General features: G+C 68.2%; 9 protein-coding genes. 2 read left to right on the plus strand and 7 right to left on the minus strand.

The window, feature by feature from the left end:
* Positions 1–55 precede the first annotated feature (55 nt).
* Positions 56–1,123: a 3-isopropylmalate dehydrogenase gene (locus tag ABD188_RS14325; RefSeq protein ID WP_344063614.1), complete on the minus strand. Its 1,068-nt coding sequence runs from the start codon at positions 1,121–1,123 to the stop codon at positions 56–58.
* 57 nt (positions 1,124–1,180) lie between these two features.
* The gene (locus ABD188_RS14330; RefSeq protein ID WP_425561352.1) at positions 1,181–2,737 is read right to left on the minus strand and encodes an MFS transporter; all 1,557 of its coding nucleotides are present in this window, start codon (positions 2,735–2,737) and stop codon (positions 1,181–1,183) included.
* 65 nt (positions 2,738–2,802) lie between these two features.
* Between ABD188_RS14330 and ABD188_RS14335 the strand changes: the two genes are divergently transcribed.
* The gene (locus tag ABD188_RS14335) at positions 2,803–3,360 is read left to right on the plus strand and encodes a TetR/AcrR family transcriptional regulator (RefSeq protein ID WP_344063617.1); all 558 of its coding nucleotides are present in this window, start codon (positions 2,803–2,805) and stop codon (positions 3,358–3,360) included.
* 15 nt (positions 3,361–3,375) lie between these two features.
* Here the strand turns inward: ABD188_RS14335 and serA are convergent, their stop codons facing one another.
* Entirely contained in the window at positions 3,376–4,980 is a 1,605-nt protein-coding gene (gene serA / locus ABD188_RS14340; RefSeq protein WP_344063619.1) for a phosphoglycerate dehydrogenase, read from the minus strand.
* Between the two features lie 202 nt (positions 4,981–5,182).
* Positions 5,183–5,473, minus strand: coding sequence for a hypothetical protein (locus tag ABD188_RS14345; protein ID WP_344063622.1), 291 nt, complete (start codon positions 5,471–5,473; stop codon positions 5,183–5,185).
* Between the two features lie 221 nt (positions 5,474–5,694).
* On the opposite strand from ABD188_RS14345, the gene ABD188_RS14350 reads away from it, so the two are divergent.
* Positions 5,695–9,882 (plus strand): nSTAND1 domain-containing NTPase, encoded by a 4,188-nt coding sequence (locus ABD188_RS14350; RefSeq protein WP_344063625.1) that lies wholly within the window; start codon positions 5,695–5,697, stop codon positions 9,880–9,882.
* Between the two features lies 1 nt (position 9,883).
* Here ABD188_RS14350 and ABD188_RS14355 read toward each other — a convergent pair whose 3' ends face one another.
* The 3 genes from ABD188_RS14355 to ABD188_RS14365 form a co-directional block, all read right to left on the minus strand.
* On the minus strand, positions 9,884–10,234 hold the full coding sequence (locus ABD188_RS14355) for a bacitracin resistance protein (protein WP_344063628.1): 351 nt from the start codon (positions 10,232–10,234) through the stop codon (positions 9,884–9,886).
* The gene (locus ABD188_RS14360; RefSeq protein ID WP_344063631.1) at positions 10,231–10,824 is read right to left on the minus strand and encodes a DNA polymerase III subunit gamma/tau; all 594 of its coding nucleotides are present in this window, start codon (positions 10,822–10,824) and stop codon (positions 10,231–10,233) included. Before ABD188_RS14360 ends, ABD188_RS14355 begins: the two co-directional genes overlap by 4 nt.
* Before the next feature lie 123 nt (positions 10,825–10,947).
* On the minus strand, positions 10,948–11,112 hold the full coding sequence (locus ABD188_RS14365) for a hypothetical protein (RefSeq protein ID WP_344063634.1): 165 nt from the start codon (positions 11,110–11,112) through the stop codon (positions 10,948–10,950).
* Between the last annotated feature and the right edge of the window lie 98 nt (positions 11,113–11,210).

The following is an 11,210-nucleotide window of genomic DNA, read 5'->3' on the forward strand; positions in this document are numbered from 1 at the left end:
GCCTGTGCTTTCCTGCGGACTTGTCCGCTGCGGTACGAGGAGGGCGTGATCCAGATTACGCCTGGACGCGATCGACGATCGCGTCGCCGATCTGCGCCGTGGGACGGGATGCGGCGCCCCGGCCCGCGATGTCCGCCTCGACCGCGCGGGTGACGGCGAGCGCTTCGTCCTGCAGCCCGAGGTGGTCGAGCAGCAGGGCGATGGAGAGGATCGCGGCCGTGGGATCGGCCTTCTGCTGTCCTGCGATGTCGGGCGCCGAACCGTGGACGGGCTCGAACATCGAGGGGAACGTACCGTCGGGGTTGATGTTGCCCGATGCGGCGAGGCCGATGCCACCGGTGACGGCGCCTGCCAGATCCGTGAGGATGTCGCCGAAGAGGTTGTCGGTGACGATCACATCGAAGCGGCCCGGGTTCGTGACCAGGAAGATCGTTGCCGCGTCGACGTGCAGGTAGTCTACGGCCACGTCGGGGTGCTCTGACGCCACCTCGTCCACCAGCCGCTGCCACATTCCGCCCGCATGCACCAGAACGTTCGTCTTGTGCACGAGCGTGAGCTTCTTGCGACGCCGCTCGGCGAGGTCGAACGCGTAGCGCACGACCCGCTCGATGCCGTAGGCGGTGTTGACGGAGGTCTCGTTCGCGACCTCGTGGGGCGTGCCGCGGCGGATCGAGCCGCCGTTGCCGACGTAGGGACCCTCGGTGCCCTCGCGCACGACCACGAAGTCGATGTCACCCGGCTCGGCGAGCGGGCCGGGGACGCCGGGATACAGCTTCGACGGCCGCAGATTGACGTAGTGGTCGAGCTCGAAACGCAGCTTCAGCAGCAGCCCGCGCTCGATGTTCGCGTCTTTCAGACGCGGGTCGCCCGGCACTCCCCCGACGGCGCCGAGCAGGATCGCGTCGTGCCCCCTGATGGCCTCGAGGTCGGCATCCGTCAGCGTGTCGCCGGTCTCGAGAAAGCGCGTGGCCCCCAGCGAGAAGTGCGTCTTCTCGAACCGGATGCCGCTGCCCGCGGTCGCGGCATCCAGCACCTTCTCCGCCTCGGCGATCACCTCGGGACCGATGCCGTCCCCGGGAATGACGGCCAGCTTCACGACACCAGGTTCTTGCACGCTCGGCATTGCGCTCCTTCGTTCCCTGTCAGCGTATCGGGGCGTGAACATACCCCCGAGCCGCCGTCAGTGCTCGACGGGCTCGTGCTTCGCACGACCGCCGAGGGTCAGCATCGCGATGATCGCGGCGGCGACGATGAGGCCGGCACCGATCATCGCGGTGACACCGACGCCCGCGTCGAACGCGTGGGCTGCGGCATCCCGCAGCGCCTGTCCCAGCGCATCGTCGAGGGAAGCGGATGCCGCAACCGCCCCGGCCAGGGTCTCACGGGCCGCTGCCTCCGCCGACGCGGGCAGATCCGCGGGCAGCACGAGGTTGGTGCGGTAGAACGCAGCCAGAAGCCCACCGAGGATCGTCGTTCCCAGCACGGCGCCGAGCTCGTACGCGGTCTCGGACACGGCGCTCGCGGCACCGGCCTTGGCGGGCGGTGCGCTGGCGAGGATGAGCTCGTTCGACACAGTCTCCGCAGCGCCGATCCCGATGCCCAGGGAAACGAATGCGACCACCAGCAGCGGTAGCACGGCCGTGCTCGCGGCAATGGCGACGAGCAGGTAGCCGAGCACGGAGAAGCCGAGGGCGACCGGCACGACCACCCGCGGGGCGACGCGCTTGGCGATCGGCACGACACCGATACCGGCAACGATCATCGCGAGCAGTCCGGGCACCAGTGCGAGACCGGCTTCGAGAGGCGAGAGCCCGACGATCAGCTGCAGGTGCTGCGCGACGAAATAGAGGAAGCCGACGAGTCCGATGACGCTCAGCAGGTTCACCAGGACCGAGCCCGAGAAGGTTGCGCGGCGGAACAGCCGCATGTCGAGCATGGGAGTCTCGAGGCGGTTCTGGCGTCGTACGAACAGCACGCCGAACGCGACACCGACGATCATCAGCACCAGCGGAAGCGCGCTCTCGGCGCCGTGCACGGCGAACTCCTTGATCGCGTAGACGATCGGCACCATCGTCGCGAGCGAGAGCGCGACACTGAGCGGGTCGAAGCGCCCCGGGTTCGGATCACGGCTCTCGGGAACGAGGATCGGCACGAGCACGAGCAGCGGAATGAGCACCGGCACGGCCATCAGGAAGACCGAGCCCCACGCGAAGTGCTGCAGCAGGATTCCGCCGACCACGGGACCGAGTGCGGCACCGGCCGAGAACGCCGAGGCCCAGACCGCGATCGCCATACGGCGCTGGTCGCGATCCGTGAAGATGCTGCGCAGCAGGGAGAGCGTCGATGGCATCAGCATCGCGCCGAAGACACCCATCGCAGCGCGTGCCGCGATCAGCCATTCTGCGCTCGGGGCGAAGGCGGCGAGGGCAGAGACGGCACCGAATCCGGCGGCGCCGATGAGCAGCATCCGTCGGCGCCCGAACCGGTCGCCGAGCACGCCCATCGTCACGAGAAGGCTCGCGAGCACAAGCGGATACGCGTCGATGATCCAGAGCTGCTGGGTCGCGGTGGGCTCGAGATCGAGCGCGATCTGCGGCAGCGCGAAGCTCAGCACCGTGTTGTCCACCGAGACGAGCAGCACGGGCAGCATGAGCACGACAAGGGCGGCCCAGCCACGCCATCCGACCCGCCGTGACTGAGCGTCGGCGAGCGAGAGTTCCTGAGTGAGAGTCATCATGTTTATATACCGTCCAGCCGGTATACTATCAGGATGCCGGAGCCGCTGTCGATACGATCGACGCCATGAGCCGCCCTCCCCTCGCTCGCGAGAAGGTGCTCGACGCCTTCGAGGCGATCCTCGCCGAAGACGGTGAGCGGGCGGCGACGATGGACGCCACGGCCCGTGCCGCGGGCGTGTCCAAGGGTGGGCTGCTGTACCACTTCGCGTCGAAGGATGCGCTCGAGACGGGCCTCCTCGAGCGGCTGCGCACTCTGGTCGATGCGGATGTCGCGGCCATGTCGGCGGCGGCGGAAGGACCCGTCGCGCACTTCCTGCGGTCGTCGGTCATGCAGAACGATCCGCTCGACCGGGTGATCCTGGCGGCATCCCGTCTCGCTCAGGGCGGCAGCTCGACGGCGGCCGATGCGCTGCGCGACGTGCGCGAGAAGTGGGCCGACGCGATCCGCCCCCATGCCCAGGACGAGACAGCGCTCGACCTCGTCATGCTCGTGAGCGACGGGCTGTACTTCAACAATGCTCTCGCCGGCGGGTCGATCCCCGGTCCGGTGCCTCGCGGGGCCGCCATGGATGCGCTCATCGCGCTGGTCGAGAAGGCCATCCGCGACGACGAGGTGGACTGAACGGCCGGTCCGGCGCTACGGCTCCGTGATCTCGATCTGCCGGAACAGGTCGGCGTGCACGGCCTCGCGCATCGCGTCGAGGATCTCGTCCGGGACGAGCGAGTCCACCGTCAGCACCGAGAGCGCGCGCCCCGTCGCGTCGGGGTGCGCCACCTGCAGCCCGGCGATGTTGATTTGCGCGTCGCCGAGCTCTTTGCCGTAGATCGCGACGATGCCGGGGCGATCGGCGTACCGCATGACGATGTGGTACTTCTCGAACGGCACCTCGACCTCGTAGCCGTTGATGCCGACGACCTTGGGCACCATCCGCGTGCCGGCGAGCGTGCCCGCGACCGTCAGCACCGTGCCATCGGCCAGCGCGCCGCGCAGGATCGTGATGTTGCGGTACAGCGGACTCTCGGCCTCGACGATGAGCCGCGTCTCGATTCCGCGCTGCTCGGCGAAGAGCGGCGCGTTCACGTACGACACGTTCTCGCTCACGATGTTGGCGAAGATGCCCTTGAGCGCCGCGAGGCGATAGACGCTGACGTCATAGGCGGCGAGTTCGCCGCGCACCTCGATGTCGAGGCTCTCGAGCGCCGAGTGCGCGAGACCCGTGAAGAACTGGCCCAGCTTCTCGACGAGCGCGATGCCGGGACGGACGAAGGGATCGATCACGCCGCCGGCGACGTTCACGGCATCCGGAACGAGGTCACCCTCGAGCGCGAGCTTGACAGACCGGGCGACCGAGACTCCGGCCTTCTCCTGCGCCTCCTCCGTCGAGGCGCCCAGGTGCGGAGTGACGACCACGTTCGGCAGCGCGAGCAGCCGATGGGCCGGGCCGCCTTCGACGGGAGGCTCGGTGGTGAAGACGTCGAGCCCCGCACCCGCGATGACGCCGGTGGTCAGCGCCGCGTACAGCGCGTCCTCGTCGACCAGGCCACCGCGCGCGACGTTGATGACGTAGGCGGTCGGCTTCATCAGTGCGAACTGCGCGTGGCCGATCATGCCGGTGGTCTCGGGCGTCTTCGGCATGTGCACCGTGACGAAGTCGCTCTGGCGCAGCACCTCGTCGAACGACAACAGCTCGACCTGCAGCTGCTGTGCGCGCGAAGGGGTGACGTAGGGGTCGTATCCGACCACCCGGACGCCGAAGGCGCGCAGGCGCTCCGCGATAAGACCGCCGATGCGGCCGAGTCCGACGATGCCGACCGTCTTCTCGAAGAGCTCGGTGCCGGTGAACGACGAACGCTTCCACTGGCCCTCCGCCAGCGACGCGCGCGCCGCCGGGATGTGTCGGGCAAGGCTCAGGATGTGGCCGACCGTGAGCTCGGCCGCCGAGACGATGTTCGACGTCGGGGCATTCACCACCATCACGCCTGCGGTGGTCGCCGCCTTGATGTCGACGTTGTCGAGTCCGACTCCGGCGCGCGCAACCACCTTCAGCAGCGGTGCGGCCGCGATCGCCTCGGCGTCGATCTTCGTCGCGGAGCGGATGAGCACGGCGTGCGCCCCGCCGAGCGAATCGAGCAGCACAGGCCGGTCTGTGCCGTCGATCTGGCGGATGTCGAAGTCGGGCCCGAGGGCATCGATCGTGGCGGGAGAGAGTTCTTCGGCGATGAGCACGACGGGCTTCGTCACAGGGTGGGACCTTCGGTGCGGGTGCGCGATGCGCGAGAACGGGAGCAGATGCGCCGCACGCCAATGGGGGCGCGATCACAGACACTCTATCGGCTGGCCGCAGTCGACCCTGTTCGTGTGACGCAACGCGACTGCGGTTCATCCTGGAGGCACAGACAGGCGGCACGTGAGTTCCCTCGGAGCCACCGCGCGTCTTTGAACCTCACTTCTGCACCATCGCCTCGGCTGCCTCCCGCGCAAGCCGCGCCTCCACGCGATCCGCCGGCACGCCTGCGAATCGCTTTGAGAGCTCGTCCATGCGGTCCTGGTTGCGCTCGATGTCCTCCGCGACACGGTCCGCGGGGCGGTGCACGTCGATCCCGACGGGTGCGTGCGGGGTCGTCGGGAGGTGATGAGGCTTCGGCTCGACGGCGACGTCTCGCGGGGTCTGGCATCCGGTCAATGCCAGCCCGGCGACCAGCGCGCATACGGCGACGGTCCGTCGGATGGCCATCCTTGAAGCAGATGTGTATTCCATGGTGATCGTTCCCTCTGTAATGGCTCGGCCGCTCTTCGGCCGGGCGTCTGCTTCGAGAGTCACGACCCCGCATATCCGTGAGCGCGCGGCGGCATATCCGTCGCATATCCGTCGCCGGGACCGCATATTGACTGCGACTGTGGATGCGCCCACACTTCGGTCATGAACAGGGCGATTCTCCGGCAGTAGTCAGTGCCATGCCCGTGATGGTGCTCGGCCCGCTCGACACGGGTACCGACCCGCTCAGCCCTCGCGAGCGGGCCATCTTCGCCGCCCTGATCGTGCGCCGGGGCAGGGGCGTCCCGCCCGCAGAGCTCGCCGATGCGCTCTGGGGCGAGAACCCGCCCGCCACCTGGGAGCAGCAGGTCCGCAACTCCATCGCACGCATCAGATCCCGCCTTGGTCGGGAGGCCGTGACGACGGCCGACTGGGAGTATCGCATCGGTGTCGACCCCGAGTCGATCGACGCGGTCCGCTTCGAGAGGCTCATCTCGACCGCCCGGCAGCACACGCTGCACGGCGATCATGATCGAGCAGTCGATTCCTATCGCAAGGCCCTCGCCTTGTGGCGAGGAGACCCGCTTCCCGAGGTATCGATGTGGGAACCAGGCATCATCGAGGCGGTACGACTGGTCGAACTGCGCACCAGCGCTCAGGAGGAGCTGCTCGACGCACGGCTTCGGGCGGGCGAGGATCGTTCGGTCATCCCCGAAGCCGAGCAGCTGGTGCGTGAGCATCCGCTCCGCGAGGACCGCTGGGCCATCCTCGCCCTCGCCAACTACCGCGCCAACCGACAGGCGGACGCGCTGGCAGTACTGCGGACGGCGCGAGCCCGGCTCGACGAAGAGCTCGGCGTCGAACCCGGCCCGCGGATCACCGAACTCGAGACGGCGATTCTCCGGCACGACCCGCTCATAGATGCGCCGATACACGCCCCGCGCGAGAGCGTGTCGTGCCCCTACCCGGGCCTCGTGCCGTTCGGTCCAGACGACGAAGACACGTTCTTCGGACGGGAAGCCGATATCGACGCCGTCAGCATGCGCATCCGTCCCGGCACCATCACCACGATCGCGGGGCCGTCCGGATGCGGCAAGTCCTCGCTCCTGTTGGCAGGAGTCGTGCCGGAATTGCGGCGCCGCGGCCGTTCCGTCGAGGTGATGCGTCCTGGCTCGGGCGGCGTTCCGGCGCTCACACGGCTGGCGCGCCCTCAAACGGGCGTGGACGTGATCGCGATAGACCAGACCGAAGAGCTCATCGCGGCCCCGGCATCCGACATTCAGGCGTTCTCGGAGCTGACCTCTGCGTTCCTCGCGCGCGACGGCGCACTGGTGCTGACGGTGCGTTCGGACTTCCTGGACCGGATCGGCGCGCTCCCCGACATCGGACAGGTCGTCGGGCGCGGCGTCTACCTGCTCACGGGGCTCGACCATGTCGGGCTGCGCGCGGCGATCGAGGGGCCCTCGCAGCTCGCTTCGCTGCGACTCGAGCCCGGACTCGTGGAACTCGTGCTCCGGGATGCCGCAGACCGCCCGGCGGTCCTGCCGCACCTGTCGCACGCGCTCGTCGAGACGTGGGTGCGTCGAGAGGGCCAGACTATGACGGTCGACGGCTACGAGGCGTCGGGCGGGATCGCGGGCGCGATAGCGCGCTCCGCCGAGAGCGCCTACCAGTCCATGTCCGTGGACGAGCAGTCGGCCTGCCGGTTCCTCATGCGCCGGCTGATCGAACGAGACGCGACCGGCGCGTCGGTGCGTCGGCGGGCGATGGCTGCGCCGATCCTGGATGACCCCCTCCGTCTGCGCGTCGTCGAGACCCTCATGGCGGCACGGCTCGTGGCGAGGGACGGCGACGCCCTGATCGTCGGGCATGAAGCGGTCGCCCAAGCGTGGCCGCGTCTCGACGCGTGGCTGCAGGAAGACGCCGACGGCGCGCGACTCATAGGCACGGTCGTGACCGGCGCGGAGGTCTGGGATGCCGGAGGCCGAAAGGCCGAAGACCTGCTGCGCGGCGGACGCCTGCAGACCGCGCTGGACTGGCGCGCGGCATCCGGGCCCGATCTCACGCCCGTCGAGACCGAGTTCCTCGACGCCTCTGCGAAGACACATCGGGACGAGCTCGTACGACAGCGCCGCCAGAACCGGCGTCTCCGATGGGTGCTGTCGGGCGCCGCGGTGCTGCTCGTCGCGGCGCTCGTCGCCGGTGGCGTGGCGTTCGCGCAGGGGCGACAGGCGGCTGCGGCGGCTGAGCAGCAACGCATCGAGGCGCTCGCCGCGACGTCGCTATCGCTGCGGGCGTCGGATCGGGATGTCGCCGCTCTGCTTGCTGCGGAGATGCAACGGCGGTGGCCCGAGGATCCGCGCGCGCGGTCGGCGCTTCTCGGAAGCTTGACGGCCGCGGGAGGTCTCGTTTCGCGGCTGGTGTTCGAGGAAGGCGTTCGCGCGTCGGGAATGCTCATTCCTGGAACCCGCAAGGTCCTCATGGTCACGGATCATCCGTCAGCAGACCCCGCCGCCGCGACCCCGGCCGGCCTTGCGATTGTCGATATCGACACGTGGACGGTGGCAAAGGAGTTCGACGTCGATCTCCCGCCATTGGGGACGCAGTTCCGACGGGGCGTTGCGGTCAGCGGCGACGGCCGCATCGCGCTGGTGGAGACCCCCGCGTGGGCGGACCCCGTGAAGCGCACGTGCTGCGTCAACGGCGAGAACTTCATCGACCTGACCACGGGGCAACCGTTGGCCGGGTCACACGTGCTTGAGCTTCGAACCGGGGTCTTCCCGGTGCTGTCCGACGACGGCAGCCGGATGTTCACGATCCACTCGATATCGGGCGACCTGATCGCGATCGACACCGCCACGGGCGATGTCCACGCGAGCATCCCCCACCCGCCGGACTACTACTACGGTCAGAGCGGACTGCGCTCTGGAATCTCCCTCTCCTCCGACGGGAGTCTGCTGCTCGGCACGGACGGAGCCGTGAAGGTCTACGACCCCGAGACCCTGGCTCTAACCCGCAGCATCTCTGTCCCGACGGGTTACACCGAATCGTTCATCCAGGACGACGGTGAGGGCGGACTGCTCATCTCGGGTTACCTCGGATTCGGGCGCATCGACGAGAAGACCGGCGACTTCCTGTGGCGGAGGGATCAGCAGGTGTGCGCCGAGGTGGAGCTCACCGGCGACGGAAACCTGGTGTGCAACGCGGGCAGTGGAACGATGGTCGAGCGATCGATCGCGACCGGCGAAGCGACAGGCCGTGAGTACCCGAACCTCTCGGACTGGACGCAGAACTCGGTGGCGATCCCGGGGGCGGGCGAGTTCCTCAGCTTCGCGGACCGCGAAAGAGCCGCGGTCTATCTCTGGCGCTTCGACGATGAGCCGTCCATCACGACCCCGATCGCCGACGGCCGGTCGGCGGTGGACGGCTTCGGCGAACACTCAAGCCAGATAATCACCGCAGCGCACGACGAGAACGGCGACCTCGTGCAGAGCCGGCTGTGGGACGTCGCCGCCGACGCGCCCATCGGGGAAGCATCGGACGAGATGGCCTGGATCTCTGACCACGTGGTGTGGCGAAGGAACGCCGGCGGCGCGAGCGTGCTCGAGGACATCTCGATGCAACGCGAGTTCACCCTGGAGCGAGAGGCGGGTGACACGGCGGACTACTACGTCCACTCGGGGGGGCTGGGACCGCTGGCGTTCATCGTCGAAAATGAGCGGATCGTCCCAATCGACCCCGAGACCGGTAAGACTGCGGCGGCGCCGATCAGCTTCTCCAAGATGGAGCTGCTGAACACCCTACAGAGCATCAGTGAGCCGGCCGACGCGCGCAGAGCAGTGATCACCTGGTTCGACCCTGACGAGGTAGACACCGTGACGACCGTTTTCGATCTTGAGACTGGTCGAGAACTCTCGCGCGGGCTGAAAGGCGACGTGCAGACCGTGGTGACCCCGGATGGCGACATCCTCAGCGCGAACGCGGCGCGGCTCGCTCGAAGCACGAGCGAGCTGAAACCTCGGTTTGCACTGTCGAAGTCGGGCGTGGCACCGAAGTTCATGCAGGTCGCACAGGATGGGCGATCGCTGATGCTGTCGGGGGTCGACAACTCGGTGTCGCTCTACGACTTGCGCGATGGCCGCAAGCTCGGCGATGAGATCACGACCGGGTGGGAGAACCCCTTCTTCTGGCCCTCGGGCTACCTCAGCCCAGATGGCCTTCGAATGGTGACGAACACCAAGACCGGTGTGCTGCTGTGGAACCTCGCACCGGATCGGCTCTTCGAGGCCGCCTGCCGGATCGCCGGGCGCGAGCTCACCCCACTCGAGTGGAGCACGTACTTCGGCGACGAGCAGCAGACCGCGACTTGCTCGGGAGTGCTCGGCTGATTCAGGTCAGCAGCGACAGCGTGTTCGTCGTGGTGTATGCGACGACGTTGAGCCAGAACACGGCCGTCAGCGCGAGCCCGGTCAGCATCACGAGGAAGAAGTGGTGCACGGGTCGGCGGAAGCCCACGGCGAACGCCGCGGCCAACGCCAAGATCGGGAACACCGTCGCGAAGATCCAGAGGAACCAGCCGAGGCCGTTGAGACCCAGAGGTGCCGCCTCGATGAGGTTTCCGAGCGCATTCCAGACCGCGTACGCGTAGAACACGCCGAACCCGCCCGCGATCGTCGCGACGACCCACGTGGGGTTCTTCCGTGGGGCGGATGCCGCGGCATCCGTCGTCGTGCCGTTCATACTCCCACCGTCCCGACCATGATGAACGGCCACGGCACGAGCAGGATCGCGCCGGCCACGAGCCACACGATGCGCACCCACCCGGCCGAGCCTCGAGTGAGGAGGAAGACCGTCCCGAACCACAGCGCGGGTGCGAGGACGGCCAGCCAGAACGAGCCCTGGAACATGATGTCGGCCAATGGGTCGAGGAGCTGGTCCTGCAGCCGGAACCCGCCGATGATCCAGCCGATCGTGAAGATCAGGTAGAACCCGCCCAGCACTCCGAGCGCGATGAGGGTCGCATTGCCCATCGGCTTGCGATCGCCGGGCATCGTCACCGTGCCATCGGCGTGAACGCGACCCACCTCCTCGCTGCCCTTGCCGACCGCGCTGTAGCCCGACGGCAGAGCGGCGGGTTCAGCCGCCTGCGTGTCGGCCTCGTCGCGGCCTTGGTCAGCGGTCGCCGGCTCTGTGGCGAGCTCCGGCGAATCGGCAGCGCTGGACGGATCCGTGTCCTCTGTGCTCCCGGGAGCAGGCGAGGGAGAACCCGTGTCGAGCGTCGGGTCGTCGTCACCGTCCCACGTGAGCGCATCGTCATCGGGTCGGGCCATGGCTCTCACACTACCTACCGGGTGCGGACATCCGGTCCCTCGCGGAGGGGATCGGCGAATGGCCGCCCCGTGTGGGGCGGCCATCAGCCGAACAGGTCCGGAGATCAGCCGGCACGGCCACCGTCACCGGACGATGTACTTTCCTCCGCCTCCGCCGTTCCCAACGGCCCACGCGGTGCCTCCTGAGTCTGCCGGAGGCACGAAAGCGGATCCGAACGCGAGGGTGACGGCGATGAGCACGGCGGCGATGGCAGTCGCGATCCCCCGCCGCTGAGTTGTCTGTTCCATGGTTTGCTCCCTTTTCAGTAGGTGCTCGATTGCGCCTGTACCCTCAGGGTTCGCCGAGGCGGTACTCGTCGACTCCGGGTTCGGTACTCATCCGGTAC

The organism is Microbacterium pumilum (genome assembly GCF_039530225.1).
Lineage (GTDB): Bacteria > Actinomycetota > Actinomycetes > Actinomycetales > Microbacteriaceae > Microbacterium > Microbacterium pumilum.

Coding starts and splice junctions, on each gene's coding strand:
- ABD188_RS14325 (WP_344063614.1), bottom strand. CDS start 1,123: ATGCCGAGCGTGCAAGAACCTGGTGTCGTGAAGCTGGCCGTCATTCCC.
- ABD188_RS14330 (WP_425561352.1), bottom strand. CDS start 2,737: ATGATGACTCTCACTCAGGAACTCTCGCTCGCCGACGCTCAGTCACGG.
- ABD188_RS14335 (WP_344063617.1), top strand. CDS start 2,803: ATGAGCCGCCCTCCCCTCGCTCGCGAGAAGGTGCTCGACGCCTTCGAG.
- ABD188_RS14345 (WP_344063622.1), bottom strand. CDS start 5,473: ATGGCCATCCGACGGACCGTCGCCGTATGCGCGCTGGTCGCCGGGCTG.
- ABD188_RS14350 (WP_344063625.1), top strand. CDS start 5,695: ATGCCCGTGATGGTGCTCGGCCCGCTCGACACGGGTACCGACCCGCTC.
- ABD188_RS14355 (WP_344063628.1), bottom strand. CDS start 10,234: ATGAACGGCACGACGACGGATGCCGCGGCATCCGCCCCACGGAAGAAC.
- ABD188_RS14360 (WP_344063631.1), bottom strand. CDS start 10,824: ATGGCCCGACCCGATGACGATGCGCTCACGTGGGACGGTGACGACGAC.
- ABD188_RS14365 (WP_344063634.1), bottom strand. CDS start 11,112: ATGGAACAGACAACTCAGCGGCGGGGGATCGCGACTGCCATCGCCGCC.